The sequence below is a fragment of the Burkholderia sp. YHN3-13 genome (assembly GCF_055810675.1).
In genome coordinates, this window is the sequence record NZ_JBVVNQ010000001.1 from 736,069 (window position 1) to 751,838 (window position 15,770).

At 69.1% G+C, this 15,770-nt stretch carries 16 protein-coding genes and 1 pseudogene; 9 read left to right on the forward strand and 8 right to left on the reverse strand.

The features are described 5' to 3' along the window. Nucleotides 1-195: 195 nt before the first annotated feature. Together AC0KUR_RS03260 and AC0KUR_RS03265 are read left to right on the forward strand one after the other, a co-directional pair. The gene (locus AC0KUR_RS03260) at nt 196-861 is read left to right on the forward strand and encodes a response regulator transcription factor (protein ID WP_034188331.1); all 666 of its coding nucleotides are present in this window, start codon (nt 196-198) and stop codon (nt 859-861) included. Further along, nucleotides 848-2,269: a sensor histidine kinase gene (locus tag AC0KUR_RS03265; RefSeq protein ID WP_473375352.1), complete on the forward strand. Its 1,422-nt coding sequence runs from the start codon at nt 848-850 to the stop codon at nt 2,267-2,269. Before AC0KUR_RS03260 ends, AC0KUR_RS03265 begins: the two co-directional genes overlap by 14 nt. A 44-nt stretch (nt 2,270-2,313) precedes the next feature. Here AC0KUR_RS03265 and AC0KUR_RS03270 read toward each other — a convergent pair whose 3' ends face one another. Together AC0KUR_RS03270 and AC0KUR_RS03275 are read right to left on the reverse strand one after the other, a co-directional pair. Then, complete coding sequence (locus AC0KUR_RS03270; RefSeq protein ID WP_473375353.1) at nt 2,314-2,766, reverse strand: hypothetical protein; 453 nt, start codon at nt 2,764-2,766, stop codon at nt 2,314-2,316. Between the two features lie 84 nt (nt 2,767-2,850). Beyond that, nucleotides 2,851-3,495 (reverse strand): TetR/AcrR family transcriptional regulator, encoded by a 645-nt coding sequence (locus AC0KUR_RS03275; protein ID WP_473375354.1) that lies wholly within the window; start codon nt 3,493-3,495, stop codon nt 2,851-2,853. 127 nt (nt 3,496-3,622) lie between these two features. Between AC0KUR_RS03275 and AC0KUR_RS03280 the strand changes: the two are divergent. Next, nucleotides 3,623-3,937: pseudogene (locus AC0KUR_RS03280) on the forward strand (DinB family protein); the annotation flags it as partial. Nucleotides 3,938-4,141: 204 nt separating this feature from the next. Here the strand turns inward: AC0KUR_RS03280 and AC0KUR_RS03285 are convergent. Genes AC0KUR_RS03285 through AC0KUR_RS03305 form a run of 5 tightly spaced genes read right to left on the reverse strand, consistent with a single transcriptional unit; the run spans nt 4,142 to nt 9,112 of the window. Beyond that, complete coding sequence (locus tag AC0KUR_RS03285) at nt 4,142-4,873, reverse strand: ABC transporter ATP-binding protein (protein ID WP_473375355.1); 732 nt, start codon at nt 4,871-4,873, stop codon at nt 4,142-4,144. Nucleotides 4,874-4,902: 29 nt separating this feature from the next. Then, complete coding sequence (locus tag AC0KUR_RS03290; RefSeq protein ID WP_473375356.1) at nt 4,903-5,760, reverse strand: ABC transporter ATP-binding protein; 858 nt, start codon at nt 5,758-5,760, stop codon at nt 4,903-4,905. A gap of 13 nt (nt 5,761-5,773) precedes the next feature. Continuing rightward, on the reverse strand, nt 5,774-7,585 hold the full coding sequence (locus AC0KUR_RS03295) for an ABC transporter permease (protein ID WP_473375357.1): 1,812 nt from the start codon (nt 7,583-7,585) through the stop codon (nt 5,774-5,776). Nucleotides 7,586-7,623: 38 nt separating this feature from the next. Then, nucleotides 7,624-8,817 (reverse strand): ABC transporter substrate-binding protein, encoded by a 1,194-nt coding sequence (locus tag AC0KUR_RS03300; protein ID WP_034188339.1) that lies wholly within the window; start codon nt 8,815-8,817, stop codon nt 7,624-7,626. Nucleotides 8,818-8,830: 13 nt separating this feature from the next. Continuing rightward, a complete protein-coding gene (locus tag AC0KUR_RS03305) occupies nt 8,831-9,112 on the reverse strand; it encodes a hypothetical protein (protein WP_473375358.1) in 282 nt (93 codons plus the stop codon). Between the two features lie 60 nt (nt 9,113-9,172). Here AC0KUR_RS03305 and AC0KUR_RS03310 point away from each other — a divergent pair, with 60 nt between their 5' ends. From AC0KUR_RS03310 to AC0KUR_RS03325, 4 genes are read left to right on the forward strand one after another with little or no spacing between them, the layout of a single operon-like run. Continuing rightward, complete coding sequence (locus AC0KUR_RS03310; protein WP_034188340.1) at nt 9,173-10,186, forward strand: LysR family transcriptional regulator; 1,014 nt, start codon at nt 9,173-9,175, stop codon at nt 10,184-10,186. Continuing rightward, nucleotides 10,183-11,607, forward strand: coding sequence for an NAD(P)-binding domain-containing protein (locus AC0KUR_RS03315; RefSeq protein WP_473375359.1), 1,425 nt, complete (start codon nt 10,183-10,185; stop codon nt 11,605-11,607). Before AC0KUR_RS03310 ends, AC0KUR_RS03315 begins: the two co-directional genes overlap by 4 nt. Before the next feature lie 45 nt (nt 11,608-11,652). Next, nucleotides 11,653-12,183, forward strand: a complete 531-nt coding sequence (locus AC0KUR_RS03320; protein ID WP_175028524.1) for a CMD domain-containing protein — start codon at nt 11,653-11,655, stop codon at nt 12,181-12,183. Next, entirely contained in the window at nt 12,180-12,770 is a 591-nt protein-coding gene (locus AC0KUR_RS03325) for a peroxidase-related enzyme (protein WP_473375360.1), read from the forward strand. The genes AC0KUR_RS03320 and AC0KUR_RS03325 overlap by 4 nt, the downstream gene beginning before the upstream one ends. A gap of 35 nt (nt 12,771-12,805) precedes the next feature. On the opposite strand, the gene AC0KUR_RS03330 is transcribed toward AC0KUR_RS03325, so the two are convergent. Continuing rightward, entirely contained in the window at nt 12,806-13,237 is a 432-nt protein-coding gene (locus AC0KUR_RS03330) for an Lrp/AsnC family transcriptional regulator (protein ID WP_034188344.1), read from the reverse strand. A gap of 296 nt (nt 13,238-13,533) precedes the next feature. Between AC0KUR_RS03330 and AC0KUR_RS03335 the strand changes: the two genes are divergently transcribed. Both AC0KUR_RS03335 and ctlX read left to right on the forward strand, forming a co-directional pair. Beyond that, complete coding sequence (locus AC0KUR_RS03335) at nt 13,534-14,613, forward strand: ornithine cyclodeaminase (RefSeq protein WP_059559672.1); 1,080 nt, start codon at nt 13,534-13,536, stop codon at nt 14,611-14,613. 61 nt (nt 14,614-14,674) lie between these two features. Further along, complete coding sequence (ctlX, locus tag AC0KUR_RS03340; RefSeq protein ID WP_473375361.1) at nt 14,675-15,676, forward strand: citrulline utilization hydrolase CtlX; 1,002 nt, start codon at nt 14,675-14,677, stop codon at nt 15,674-15,676. Nucleotides 15,677-15,770: the final 94 nt, after the last annotated feature.

Sequence of the window (15,770 nt, forward strand, 5' to 3'; positions counted from 1 at the left end):
GGCCGCCGTCGCGCCGCGTCGCGCGTTCGTCGCGCCCGTGACATGCTGCATGTTGCCGTCTCCTTGAATATTTCTGGTATTAATGCCGTCCTTGCCTGCTGCTTCCGGCTCGACACAGGTTATCGACCGAGTCTGAGAAAATGCTGACATCCCGGCCCCGGGAAAACCCTATCCACTTACCTGCAAAACGGCACCATGCGCATTCTCGTCGTGGAGGACGATGCCGAAATCGGCGCGGCGATCCGCAACCGCCTGGCGCGGCTCGGCCACGCGGTCGATCTCGAAACCGACGGCGCGACCGCGCACGGGCTGTTGCGCGTCGAGCGTTTCGACCTCGTCGTGCTCGACGCGAACCTGCCCGGCATGGACGGCTTCACGGTATTGCGCCACCTGCGCGCGTCGGGCAGCACGACGCCCGTGCTGCTCGTCACCGCGCGCTCGGCGATCGACGACCGCGTGAGCGGCCTCGGCCTCGGCGCCGACGACTACCTCGTGAAGCCGTTCGACTACCGCGAGCTCGACGCACGCGTGCAGGCGCTCCTGCGCCGCAACAGCGGCCACGCGAACGACGTGCTGACGCTCGGCGGCCTCGTGATCGACCGCAGCAGCCGCCTCGCCGAACTCGACGGCCAGCCGCTGTCGCTGTCGCGGCAGGAGTTCGCGCTGCTCGAAATCCTCGCGAGCCGCCCGCAGCGTATCTTCTCGAAGGACGAACTGCTGAACCAGCTGTTCAGCTTCGGCAACGAGCCGACCACGAACGCGGTCGAGCAGTACGTGACGCGTGTGCGCAAGAAGCTGCAGGGCAGCTCGGTCGAGATCCGCACCGCGCGCGGGATGGGGTATCAGATTGCGGCGCACTGACTGGTTCCCGAAGACGCTGTTCGGGCGCACGCTGCTGTTCATCGCGCTCGTCGTCGCGACCGGCGCGCTCGCGCTCGCGGCGATCGCGCGCTATTACGCGGGCGTCGCGGCCGAGCGGGCATACGACCAGTTGCTGGCGGGCGCATCGATCCAGGTCGCGGAAAACCTCTACGTGCAGGGCGGCGTGCTCGCGCTGAATCCGCCGGTGGGCGCGCTGTCGACGCTGTCGCGCTACGACCTCGTCTACTACAAGGTCGTCGATTCGCGCGGCGTCGTCGTGGCCGGCTATAACGATCTCGCGAGCCCCGCGACGCTCGCGGCCGCGAAACAGGGCCCCGCGTTCGCGAATGCCGTCTACCAGGGGCACCGCATCCGCACCGCGACGATCGCGCGCTACATGCCCGAGGAAAACACGCCGGGCTGGGCGCTCGTGACCGTTGCGCAGACAACCAACGCGCGCCAGCAGCTGACGAACGACATGAGCATCAAGGTATGGACGCTGATCCTGCTGATGAGCGTGCTCGCGATCGGCGCGAGCGGCCTCGCGATCCGGCGCGGCCTGCGCCCGCTCGCGCAGATCGGCACGATCATCGCCGCGCGCGACCCGGCCGACCTGCGGCCGGTGGCCGTCGACACGCCGAGCGAGATCGACGCGATCATCGGCTCGATCAACGGGTTGATGCACCGTCTCGCCGAACGGATCAACGCGATGCAGCGCTTCATCGCCGACGCCGCGCATCAAATGCGCACGCCGCTGGCGCGGCTCGACGCGCAGATCGAGCTGCTCGACGGCGAATCCGATCCCGCGCGCCGCGCGGCGCGGCTCGATGCGCTGCGCGCGACCTCCTCGGACGTCGGCCGGCTCACCGGCCAGTTGCTCAATCATGCGATGGTGATTCATCGCACCGAAGCCGTGCCGCTGCAGCCCGTCGACCTCGTCGCGCTCGCGAAGGAAGTGCTCGGCCGCACGATTCCGCTCGCGGGCGAACGCGATGTCGCCGTTGCGTTCGCGAGCGACGCGCCGCTGGCGCGGATCGACGGCGACGCCATCAGCCTGCAGGAAGCGCTGTCGAACGTGCTGCACAATGCGCTGCTGCACGGTCACGCGGACGACATCGTCGTATCGGTCGCGACGATGGGCAACGTTGACGGCGCGGTCACGCTGACCGTGACCGACAACGGCCGCGGGATACCGCGCGAGCACTGGGACGCGGCGCTGCAACCGTTCGTGCGGATCGCGCCGGACGGCAGCGAGCGGCGCACGGGGTCAGGGCTCGGGCTCGCGATCGTGCAGGAAGTGATGAAGGCGCACGGCGGGCGCGTGGGGTTCGCGTTTCCCGATGCGGGCGGGTTCGCGGTGGTGCTGACGTTTCCGCGCTCGGCAGGAACCGGCGCGGAACACGCATGAACAGTCGAATCAGTGCAGTGCAGTGCCGGGCGCGCGGCGCACGCTCAATCGTCGTTGTCGTTATCGTCGTCGAACCGGTTGCGCCCCGCATGCCGCGCTACCCGTCGATCCAGCTCGTCGTACTGGCGATCGCAGAACAACCGGCACAGCGTATCGACATCCGCACGCGTATCGACGTCGATCGTATCGACATGCTGCTCCAGCGTCCCCTTCCCGATCCCGAAGAGCCCTTTCTTCATCCGCATGGAGACGACATTCAGCTGGAAGCCGCCTGAACGCGCGTCGCTCAACGCGGTCACCCACAACGCCCTCTGATCGCCGGCATGCTGCAGCACGAGCGCCGGCAACGGGCCTTCCTGCGTCTCGTCCCACTCGGCATGCTGCGCCGCCCACGGGAACGCGTCGAAGGCATGCGTGAACGACGCGTAATCCGTCGCGCCCTGCGGATCCAGTTGCTTGTAATCGTAGCCGACCTTCTGAATCGAATAAGTCAACATGGCGCGGTAGCCCCCGTGGCGTTCGAGATCAGGAAAGCATCAATCTACCTGAGTTTCGGTGTCCGTCATGATTTTCGCCGCGGCTCACGTATGCGCCTTAGCCGCGCGATCGCGCGGATCCTCCAGGTAGCCGCGCGCCAGCCTGACGAGTTCGCGCTTCAGTTTCGGATCGTCCAGCAGCCCGCGCCGGGCCGCATTGTGCACGATGCCTTCGAGCGCGGAAGACAGCACCTGCGCCGTCATGGCATCGGCCTTGACGGGCGCACGCCCGCGACAGGCGGCAACGATCAGCGCATAGCGGCGCAAGTACGCCGTCTGGAACGCCTCGTACGCGTCCTTCGCGCCCCCCGGATCGGGCAGATCGAGCAGCGCCCGGTGCAGCGACGGGTGATCGCGGTGCACGGCGATCAGGTCGCCGATCAAGCCTTCGACGAGACGCCCGGCGCTTGCCCGACGGTCATGCGCGCGTTGCAGCACGGCCAGCACGTCGTCGAAATGCCGGCGCCGAATCGCATCGACCAAGGCGAGCTTGTTCGGGAAGTACTGGTACACGGAACCGATACTGACGCCGGCAACCTCCGCGACTTCGTTGGTCGTGAATCCGGCCCACCCGTGCGTATCGAGAACGCGAGCCCCGGCCGTGACGATCACGTCCACGGTCGCACGCGAACGCGCCTGGCGCGGGGCTTTCCGCATCGCGGCGGCGGTATTGGAAACGCGAGTGGACATGCGGACTCCGACCGAAAATAATGGTGCCGAAGCTCACATATTAGGTGAAACCCCCGAGGAAACGACCATGAGCGCGAACGCACTCCTGTCCCGCATGCTGCGCTACCAGGCATGGGCGAATGACGACATGCTGGCGGCCATCGCCGGGCTCGATGCGGTGCAACACGCCGAAGCGCGCCATCTCGCGCTGCGGCTGATGAACCATTGCCTCGTCGTCAACCGGATCTTCGCCGCGCATCTGGCCGGCGAGCGCCATGGCTTCGTGTCCGACAACACACCCGACACGCCGGAGCCCGACGCACTGCGTGCGGCCTTCGCGTCGCTCGATCGCTGGTATCTCGACTATGCCGACGCCGCCACGCCCGGAATGCTGTCCGAATCGATTCCGTTCACGTTCACCGACGGCAACAGCGGATACATGACTCGCGAAGAGATGCTGACCCATGTCGTCACGCACGGCGGCTATCATCGCGGCGAAGCCGGACGCCTGATGAGCCAGGCGGCGGCACGCTGGGGCGAGCCATCGAACTGCCGTGGGACACCTACGCCGTTCACCTGCACCGGACGGAACCCGCGCGCAGGCTTCAGGGAAAAACCGAAGCGGCGAATCCGGCACCCGCAGTGCGATAGGCTGACGCCAGGCCCGCTACGCCGCCACCGCGTCGCCGCCCAGATACGCATCGCGCACGCGCTCGTCGTCGAGCAACGCTTTCGCCGGCCCTTCGAGCACGACGCGCCCCGTCTGCAGCACGTACCCGTAATGCGCGATCTCCAGCGCGAGGCTCGCGTTCTGCTCGACCATGAACACCGTCACGCCCTGCCGGTTGATCGCGTCGATCAGTTCGAGCACCTTGTCGACGTAGAGCGGCGACAGCCCCATCGTCGGCTCGTCCATGCAGATCAGCTTCGGCCGCGCCATCAGCGCACGCGCCATCGCGAGCATCTGCTGCTCGCCGCCCGACAGCGTGCCGGCGCGCTGCGTCAAGCGTTCGCGCACGCGCGGAAACAGGTCGAGCACGCGTTCGTAGTCGTCGGCCACGGCCGCGCGATCGCCGCGTGTGTACGCGCCCATCAGCAGGTTCTCGCGCACGCTCATGTCGCCGAACAGCCGCCGTGCCTCGGGCACGGCCGCGATCCCGCGCCGCACGCGCTGCGGCGTCGCGAGCGCCGTCACGTCGCCGCCGTCGAAACGCACGACGCCGCGCCGCGGCCGCATCAGACCGAGGATCAGTTTCATCGTCGTCGACTTGCCGCTCGCGTTGCCGCCGAGCAGGCTGACGATCTGCCCGCGGCCGACTTCGAAGTTCACGTCGAAATGCACCTGCACCGGCCCGTAGAACGTGTCGAGGTGTTCGAGTTTCAGCAGCGCGTCGGTCATCGTCGTATCGGGTCCGGAAGAAGGCAGGATCATGCGGCCGCCCGGGCGGTGCGATCGGCCGGTGCGCCGCCCGCATGGCGGCGGCCGAGATAGGCTTCGATCACGCGCGGATCGTGCCGCACGTCGCGCGGCGCGCCCTCGGCGATCTTCACGCCGTTGTCGAGCACCATCACGCGGTCGGACACGCGCATCACGAGTTCGAGCTTGTGCTCGATCAGCAGGATCGTCAGCCCACGCGCCTTCAGCGACTGGATCAGCTGCAGCATCTCGGCCGTCTCCGTCTCGTTCATGCCGGCCGTCGGTTCGTCGAGCAGCAGCAGGCGCGGATGCAGCGCGAGCGCGCGGCCGATCTCGACGCGCCGCCGGTTCGCGTACGACAGGCTGTGCGCCGGATGATCGATGCGCGGCGTGAGCCGTTCGCCGAACCCGGCGACGATCGCGCGCGCCTCGTCGCGCAGCGCGGCTTCCTCGCGCCGCACCGACGCCGGCCGCACGAGCGCGCGCAGCACCTCGGCGGCCGCACCGAGCGCGGGCCAGCCCGGCCGGGCCGCGCGCAGCCGCGCGTGCGCGCCGATCAGCACGTTGTCGAGCACGCTCAGGTTGCCGAACACGCGGCCGTGCTGGAACGTGCGCGCGATGCCAAGCGCCGCGAGCCGTTCGGGCGCCGTGCCCGTGATGTCGCGGCCGTCGAACGTCACGCGGCCCGCGTCGGGCCGGTCGGCCCCCGCGATCAGGTTGAACAGCGTCGACTTGCCCGCGCCGTTCGGCCCGATCACGCTCAGCAGTTCGCCGTCGGCCAGCGTCAGGCTCGCGCCGTCGAGCGCGGTCACGCCGTCGAAGCGGCGCGTCAATCCCTGCACGTCGAGCAAGGGTCGAGTGGTCGTCATCGCATTCCTCTCCTCACACCGTACCGAGCAGGCCCTGCGGCCGGAACCGGACGAGCAGCAGCAGCACGAGGCCGTAGATCAGCATCCGGTAGTCGGCCGCCCAGCGGAACAGCTCGGGCAGCCCGATCAGCGCGATCGCGCCCGCGATGCCGCCGAGCACGTTGCCGAGCCCGCCGAGGATCACCATCGTCAGCGCGAGGATCGACACCTGCGAATCGAAGGTCTGGTGATTGATGTAGCTGTACAGGTGCGCGGCAATGCCGCCGCTCACGCCGGCCGCGACGCCGCCGACCGCGAACGCGATCGCCTTGTAGCGGTTCGGCGCGATGCCGTGCGCGCGCGCGGCGACGTCGTCCTCGCGCACCGCGCGCAGCGTGCGGCCCAGATGCGAGCGCAGCAGCCGCACCTGCACGAGCGCGAACGCGACGAGCACCGCGAACGTGAACCAGTACGCGGCGCGCGCGGTGCTCGCCCACGGCAGCGGCGCGATGCCGGTGATGCCGAGCGGGCCGCGCGTCAGGCCGTCCCAGTTCAGGATCACGAGGCTCACCACTTCGCCGATGCCGAGCGTCGCGATCGACACGTAGTGCCCGCGCAGCCGGAATGCCGGATAGACGAGCAGCGTGCCGAGCACGGCCGTGATGACGCCCGCGCACGGAATCGTCACGGCCGGCGACCAGCCGAGATCCGACGACAACAACGCCGACGCATACGCGCCGATCACGAGCAGCGCCGCGTGGCCGAGCGAGATCTGCCCGACCGTGCCCGCGACGAGCGTGAGGCTCAGCGCGAGCAATCCGTACAGCCATGCATTGGTCAGCGTCTGCAGCACGTACGGCGACGCGCCGAGCCACGGCAGCACGGCCGCCAGCACGATCAGCGCGACGAGCACCGGGCGCGGCACGCGCACGGCCTTCGCGGCCGCGAGGAAGGTGCCCGTCATCGGCTCGGGCGGCAGCGCGCGGTTGGCGCTGAACAGGCCGTTCGGCCGCCACACGAGGAACACGATCAGCAGCCCGAACGCGAACAGGTCGCGATAGCTCGTGCCGAACAGCGCGACGCCGTAGCTTTCGACGAGACCGAGCAGCAGGCTGCCGGCAATCGCGCCCGGCACGTTGCCGAGCCCGCCGATCAGCAGCGCGACGACACCCTTCAGCGTCGCCTGGAAGCCCATCGCCGGATCGATGCTGTTGTAGTACATGCCGACCAGGAGCCCGCTCACGCCGCCGAGCGCGCACGCGATCGCGAACACGGTCTGGTTCACGCGGTCGACGTCGACGCCCATCTGCAGCGCCGCGTCGCGGTCCTGCGCGGTCGCGCGCACGGCCCAGCCGAGCCGCGTGAAACGCAGGAAGCCGTACAGCAGCGCGGCCGCCGCGATGCCGATACCCGCGATCAGCAGGTCGAGCGAGCCGAGCGTCGCGCCGGCGATCCGCACATGCCAGTCGGGCAGCGGCGTCGGCACCGCACGCGGATCCGCGCCGAACGCAAGCTGCGCGAGCTGATCGAGGATGAAGCTGATGCCGATCGTCGCGAGCAGCGGCGCGATGCGCGCCGCGTGGCGCAGCGGCCGCAACCCGATCCGCTCGATCGCGATACCGAGCGCGCCGCAGCCGACGACGACCGCCGCCAGCGCGACCGGCAGCGGCAGGCCGAAGCGCGTCAGGCACAGCCAGCCGATGAACGCGCCGACCATGTAGACCGAGCCGTGCGCGAAGTTGATCAGGTGCGACACGCCGAAGATCAGCGCGAGCCCGACCGCGAGCAGCGCGTAGATGTTGCCGACGATGAGGCCGTTGAGCGTGTAGTCGAGCCAGGAAGCCATCACGATGCGTCCGTCACTTGCATGCGGTTCATGCGGAATCAGCGCGCGGCGAGCTGCGGTTTCGCGCCGTCCCACAGCGCCCACTGCCCCTGCTTCACGACCAGGTACACGGTGCGCGCGCCGGCCACGCGGCGCGTCTGCGGATCGAAGCGCACCTTGCCGAAGATCACGCTCGGCACGTCGCTGACCTTCGCGAAGCCGTCGTGCGCGGCCTGGCGCGTCGTGCCGTAGCGGCGCAGCACCTCGGCCGACAAGATCAACGCGTCGTAGGCACGCGCGACGAACGAATCGGGATCGGCGTGGAATTTGGCGCGATAGCGCTGTACGAACGCCTGCACCTCGGGGCGCGGCTCGGCCGGGAAGAAGTTCGATTCCGTATAGACGCCTTCGACGGCCGTGCCGCCCAGTTCGAGGAACTTCGGCGAATACACGGAGCCGACCGCCGCGATCGGCAGCGCGACGCCCGACGTGCGCGCCTGCCGCACGATCTGCGCGCCGTCCGCGTAGTAGGAAATCAGCACGATCGAATCGGGGTTCGACGCGCCGATCCGCACGAGCGTCGAGCGGAAGTCCTTTTCCGCCGGCTGGTAGCCTTCGGCCGCGACGACCTGCGCGCCGAGCCCGGCGACCGCCTTCGCGAAGATGTCCTTGCTGGTGCGGCCCCAGTCGGTGTTCAGGTACAGCACCGCGATCCGCTTGAAGCCGAGTTCCTTCACCGCATAACGCGCGAGCAGCGGCTGCTCCTCGGCCTGGCTCAGCGCGGTGCTCCACAGGTAGTCGCCGCCCTTCGTGAAATCCGGATGCGAGTTCGTAAAGCCGAACTGCACCAGTTGCCCGCGCTGATAGATCGGCGAAGCGGCCATCGACGTCGCGCTCGAGAAGTCGCCCAGCTCGATCGCGATGCGCGGATCGGCGACGAACTTCTGCGCGATCGCGACGGCCTGGCGCGGATCGCTGCGGCTGTCCTGGAAGTCGATCGCGAGCGGCCGGCCGTGAATGCCGCCGCTGCCGTTGATCTCGTCGAGCGCGAGATCGAAGCCGCGCTTCCACTGTTCGCCGTATTGCGCGTCCTGGCCCGTGAGCGGCCCGCTCACGCCGATCACCACCGGCTCGCCCGACACGCCGGCCGCGAGCGCACCGCCCGTCGACAAGCCCCATGCGGCAGCGAGCGCCGCCACCGTGCCCAGCACGCGCCGCCATGCGCCGCGTGCGTCGTTCCCCGAAACCTTCATGCGTCCCCCAGCTTCAGTCAGTCGAAAAGAGTGAGGGCATGTAACCATCCGGGTCGGGACGATCCAACGAAGTTTTGCGCATATCGATATCGCGCGCGGCGCGAAGCGGATCACGCTCGCGAGCGGTCGTCCGTTCGCCCCGCTTCGCACGATGCATCGGCACGCACCGCATCGCGTTGATTCGATGGGCGTTTTCTTCATGGCGACGATCGCAATCGAGGTGTTTGCGTGCGCCCCCCGCCGTCGACACGATCGCACGCTTCGCAGTTTTCGCGCTGTCGATAGCAAAAATCATTATATGAATCACGCATGCTCGCACTCCTACAATGCGCAAATCGCATTATCGGAACGCGTCATGGAGTTGCATCAACTCGAAGCCTTTTCCGCGGTCATGTCGGCCGGCAGCGTGACCGGCGCGGGCGAACTGCTCGGCCGCTCGCAGCCGGCCGTCACGCGGCAGATCCAGGAGCTCGAAGCCGATCTCGGCTACGCGCTGTTCGACCGGCACGGCCCGCGCGTCACGCCGACGCGGCGCGCCTTCCTGCTGTACGAGGAAGTCGAGCGCTCGCTGGTCGGCCTGCGCGCGATCGAGGCGCGTGCTCGCGCGCTCGGCGACGCAACGGCCGAACCGGTACGCATCGCGGCGACGCCGTCGCTCGCGGCCACGCTCGTGCCGGCCGCGCTGGCCGCGCTGCCCGACGACGTGCATGCGCCGCATTACCAGTTGCGCAGCGAGTCAGCCGAGCATGTCGTGCACGAAGTGCTGGCCGGCACGGCCGACGTCGGCGTCGTCACGCTGCCGATGGCGCATGCCGGGCTCGACGTGCACTGGATCGCGCAGACGCCTTGCGTCGCCGTGCTGCCCGCCGGCGATCCGCTCGCGGCGAAGCCACGCATCGCGCTGCGCGACCTCGCGCGCCGCCGCATCGTGACGGTCGCGAACCGGCATCGGCTGCGCCAGCGAATCGACGCGGCATTCGCCGCCGCACGCGTCGACGCGCGTGTGTTCGTCGAAACCAATGCGTCGCTGAATGCGGTGATGGCCGCGCGCGCGGGCATCGGAATCGGCATCGTCGATCCGGCCACCGGTGTCGCGCTGCCGGTGGACGGCGTCGTCGCGCGTCCGCTCGACGTCGACATTCCGTTCGCCTTCGGCGTCGCGACGCCGGCCGGCAAGCCGCGCACGGCAGCCGTCGATGCACTGCTCGACGCGCTGCACCGCACGACGCGCACGCTGCTCGGCGACGTGATCTTTCACGACGCCACCGCGCATGACGCGCTGCTGCGCGGCGACCGGCTGCGCAGCGAGCGGGCATCGCGTGCGCCCCGCACCGCACGTGCGCGCCGCACGCGCCCGGAGGCCGCATGACGTCCCCGCTCGACGCCCTCGAGGCCCGGCTCGCGCAGGACCTGCGCTGGCTCGACCTGCCCGCGCCGTCGTGGGTGCCGCCACAAGAAGCCGACGGCGCGCGCGTGCTCGACGTCGCGATCGTCGGCGGCGGCATGGCGGGGCTCGCGGCATCCGCCGAACTGCGCCTGCTCGGCATCGACAACCAGCGCGTGATCGACCGCGCGCCGGCCGGCTACGAAGGGCCGTGGATCACGTTCGCGCGGATGGAGACGCTGCGCTCGCCGAAGCAGCTCGCGGGCCCCGCGCTCGGCCTGCCCGCGCTGACGTTCCGCGCCTGGTTCGAAGCGCAGCACGGCCGCGACGCATGGGACGCGCTCTACAAGATTCCGCGCACGCAATGGATGGACTACCTGCGCTGGTACCGGCGCGTGCTCGACCTGCAGGTGCGCAACGACACGACGCTCGTCGCACTGCGCCCGCGCGACGACGGGCTGCTCGCGCTCGACGTGCGCGGCAACGGCGAAGCGCGGACGCTGCTCGCACGGCACGTCGTGCTCGCCACCGGCCGTGACGGGCTCGGCGGTCCGTACGTGCCGCCGGTCGCGCAACGCGCACCGCGCTCGCGCTGGGCTCACTCGTCCGAACCGATCGACTTCGCCGCGCTCGCGGGCAAGCGTGTCGGCGTGGTCGGCGCGGGCGCGTCCGCGTTCGACAACGCGGGCACCGCGCTCGAAGCCGGCGCCGCACGCGTCGACCTGTTCTTCCGCCGCGCGGACATCCCGCGCATCAACAAGCTGACCGGCATCGGCAGCCCGGGGCTCGTGCACGGCTACGCCGATCTCGACGACGCGACGAAGTGGCGCTTCATGCACTACGCGCTGACGTCGCAGACGCCGCCGCCGCGCGACAGCGTGCTGCGCGTCTCGCGCCACGCACGCGCGCATTTCCATGCGGGCAGCCCGATCGAGACACTGGCCGACCGCCCGGACGGCCTCGACGTCACGACGCCGCGCGGGCGCTACCCGGTCGACTTCCTGATCTTCGCGACGGGCTTTCATTCGGACTGGACGACGCGCGACGAATTCGCGTCGTTCGGCGCGCACGTGCGCCGCTGGAAGGATCGTTATCGACCGGAACCGGATCTGTGGCTCGACGAGCTTGCCGAGTCGCCCGATCTCGGCCCCGCGTTCGCGTTTCAGGAGCGCGAGCGCGGGGCGTGCCCGGCCATCACGCGGATTCATTGCTTCAACCACGCGGCGAGCCTGAGCCACGGCAAGCTGTCCGGCGACATTCCGGCCATCAGCGCGGGCGCGAAGCGGCTGGCGCGCGGGATCGCGAGCCGGTTGTTCGACGCCGATCGCGACCGCCACTACGACGCGCTCGTCGCGTATGCGAATGCCGAACTGCTAGGCGACGAATGGCGCGACGCCGATGCGTGACCGCGCGCGATCGATCACACCGACGAACAAGGGAAAACCGAAACGATGACTGATTCCATCACGCCGGCCGCCGTGCCGGATACGATCGACGCGGTGGCCGGCCTGCGCGACGGCGATGCCGTCGCCGCGCTGCGCCGCGCACGCGACAAGGTGCTGCTGCACACGCAGCGGAGCGAAGCCGCGCTGTTCGATCCCGCGCTGCCCGATCTCTCGCTGGTCGAGCGGCTGCATGCCGCACGGTATGTCGCGCGCCAGTCGAACGCACACGCGCTGGCCGACACCTATCGCGCGCGGCTGCTCGACGCAGGCGGCGCGGCCGGTGAGATCGAACACGCGGATGCCGACGCGTTCGACGCGCTGCCTCGACGCCTCGGCGCGATCCTCGCGCATGCGAAGCGCGTGACGCTCGCCCCCGTCGACGCACGCGCCGCCGATCTCGACGCGCTGAAGTCGGCTGGCCTCACGACACCCGCGATCGTCGCGCTGTCGCAACTTGTCGCGTTCGTCGCGTATCAGCTGCGCGTCGCCGTTGCCGCGCAGGCCATTCAGGCACGTACGACCAGGGAGGCGGCATGACGACGCCCCACGGCTTCACGTCCGACACGCTCGGCTGGCGCGCATGGCTCGACACGGTATCGCTCGATGCCGCAACGCCCGATCAGCTTGCGGTGCTCGAAGCGAGCCACCCGCAGGCGAAGACGTCCGACTATTACCTGCTGCTCGTGCATCTGCCCGAGATCCTGCGGCAACGCTCGGGCGTGTTCAACGCGATCATGTACGGCCCCGGCGGGCTGTCGCGCGCCGAGCGCGAGCTGACCAGCACGGCCGTGTCGCGCGTGAACGGCTGCGTCTATTGCGCGTCGGTGCATGCGCAGCGCTTCGCGCAGCTCGCGAAACGCACCGATGCGATCGAGCAGGTCTTCGACGATCCGGCGACGGCCGGCACGACGGCGCGCGAACGCGCGATCATTCGCTACGCGATCGCGTTGACCGAACGGCCCGACGCGATCGACGAAAGCGCCGTCGCCGCGCTCGAAGCCGAAGGGCTGACGCATGAGGAAATTCTCGACCTGTCGCACGCCGTCGCGATCTTCGCGTGGGCGAACCGGTTGATGCTGACGCTGGGCGAGCCGGTGTTTCCGGAACCGGCGGCCGGCGCCTGACTGCATGGAAGGACGTGACGCAGGCCCCGCCCGCGTCACGCCTTGTGCGTCGACAGCAGGATGCTCGTCTCGGTATTCGCGATCCCGTCGATCAGCCGGATCGCGCCGAGCACGCGATCGAAGTGCTCGAGCGAATCGGCATGCAGTTCGGCGACGAGATCCCAGCGCCCGTTCGTGCTGTGGATCGACGCGACGTTCGGATGCCCGCGCAGCACCTTCACCACCTCCGCGCCGCGGTTGCCCTGCACCGCGATCGACATCAGCGCGCGAATCCGGTGGCGCTCCGCCGCCGGCTTGAGCCGCACCGTATAGCCGACGATCACGCCGTTTTTCTCCAGCCGCGTCAGCCGGTTCTGCACGGTCGCGCGCGCGACTCGCAGTTCCCTCGCGAGCGCGACGACCGGCAATCGCGCGTTGTCGCGCAGCAATGCGATGAGCTGCCGGTCGACGTCGTCGAGCGTGATCATGAACGGGGCTTCCTGTTGGGCATGTGAGACAGCCGCCAGCGTGTCGGGGCCGCGCATTCCGGCCCATGCAAACTGGACAAACTGCCGGAACGGGCTGGCAATTTGCCAAGTCTATCGAGAAATCTGCCACTTTTGCCGTCTTTTTGTTGGCTCGACTCGCGGAAATAATGACTCCATCGACCGGCACGCCCCCGCCGCGCCGCCGCTTTTCAGGCAGCACGAGGCCCGCCGAGGCCGCGCCCGGTCGACCAGAACGCCAGGACATCCGTACCGGCACTGAATTTGGAGACAGACCGATGACCCGCTTCCTCGACGTTCCCGCCACTGCCCGCCTGATCGCCACGACCGGCGTGACGACGTTCCTGCGCGAACTCGTCGACACGCTGCGCGCCGACTACCTGCACTGGGCCGATTTCGACAAGTCGCCGCGTGTCGCCTGCCATTCGCGCGACGGCGTGATCGAGCTGATGCCCGTCGCGAACGCGTCGCTGTTCGCGTTCAAATACGTGAACGGCCACCCCGTCAACGCGGCGCGCGGCATGCACACCGTGATGGCGTTCGGCGCGCTCGCCGAAGTCGATACCGGTTACCCGCTGCTGCTGGCCGAACTCACGCTCACCACCGCGCTGCGCACGGCCGCCACGTCGGTGCTCGCCGCGCAAGTGCTCGCGCGGCCCGATGCGCGCACGATGGCGTTGATCGGCAACGGCGCGCAGAGCGAGTTCCAGGCAATCGCGTTCCACACGCTGCTCGGCATCGACGAGATCCGCGTGTTCGACGTCGATCCGCGCGCGACCGACAAGCTCGTGCGGAACCTCGCCGCGTATCCGGATCTGCGCGTCGTGCGCGCCGCGTCGACCGCCGACGCCGTGCGCGGCGCCGACATCGTGACGACCGTCACCGCCGACAAGGCGTATGCGACGATCGTCACGGCCGACATGATCGAGCCCGGCATGCACCTGAACGCCGTGGGCGGCGATTGCCCCGGCAAGACCGAACTCGACGCGGGCGTACTGCACGCCGGCCGCGTCTTCGTCGAGTTCGAGCCGCAGTCGCGCATCGAGGGCGAGATCCAGCAGATGCCGGCCGACTTCCCCGTCACCGAGCTGTGGCGCGTGCTGCAGCGCGAGACGACCGGCCGCGAACGCGCGGACGAAGTCACGGTGTTCGACTCGGTCGGCTTCGCGCTCGAGGATTATTCGGCGCTGCGCTACCTGTACGCGCTCGCGCGGCAGCACAACGCGGGCGTCGAGATCGCGCTGATTCCGCCGGCCGTCGACCCGAAGAACCTGTTCGCGCTGATCGACGATCCGGCCGCGATCGCGCAGGGTCACGCGGCGTTCGCGACCGAAGCCGTCGCCGCGTTCGCGCGCTGATTGTCGTTTGCGGGCGGCCCGTGCGCCGCCCGGTCTCCTGCCTTTCGCACCGTCCCCGCCCATGAATCTTGTATCGATCCAGGCGCCGGCCGCCGTCGTGATGATCCGGCCGCACCGTTTCCTGCCGAACCCGCAGACCGCGGCCGACAACGCGTTCCAGCGCACGGCCGGCACCGGCGCGCGCGACACGGCGTCGGTATCCGCCGCCGCGCGCGACGAAGTCACGGCCGCCGCGCAGGCGCTCGCCGATGCGGGCGTGCGCGTGCACGTGTTCGACGACCATGGCGAGCACGACACGCCCGACTCCGTATTCCCGAACAACTGGTTCTCGACGCATCCCGGCGGCCATGTCGCGCTGTATCCGATGTATAGCGCGAACCGCCGCCGCGAGCGGCGTGCGGACGTGATCGAGATGCTGAAGGCCGAGTATCGCGTGCAGGACGTGATCGACTACTCGGGCCTCGAATACGACGACGTGTTCCTCGAAGGCACCGGCGCGATGGTGCTCGACCACGTCGCGCGGATCGCCTACACCGCGCGCTCGCGCCGCGCCGATCCGGTCGCGCTCGAACGCTTCTGCACGCACTTCAATTTCGAGCCGATCTGCTTCGATACGGCCGACGCCGACGGGCGGCCGATCTATCACACGAACGTGATGATGAGCGTCGCGACCGAGTTCGCGATGGTCGGCCTCGACCTGATCGCCGACAGCCGGCGCCGCGGCGAAATCGCGCAGCGCCTGACCGAAACGGGGCGCGCGGTGATCGCGCTCGATCCGTCGCAGATCGCGAATTTCGCGGGCAATACGCTGGAGTTGTCAGGAAAGGCGGGACGCGTGCTCGCGCTGTCGCGGCGCGCGTTCGATTGCCTCACGCACGCGCAGCGCACGGTCATCGAACGCTCCGCGCGGCTGCTGCCGCTCGACGTGCCGACGATCGAACTGGCCGGCGGGTCGGTGCGCTGCATGCTCGCGGGGATTCATCTCGCGCGGCGGGCCGTTGCGCCGAACGCGATCGCGGTGGAGTCGGCCGCATCGTTGCGTGAAGCGATGGCGCAGGTCTGACCGCCGCACGATTCGTACAAACGAAAACGGCTGCCTATGCATCGGCAGCCGTTTTTTCAAGGTCGTCGAATCCGTGAGCATCGACGGCATGCTC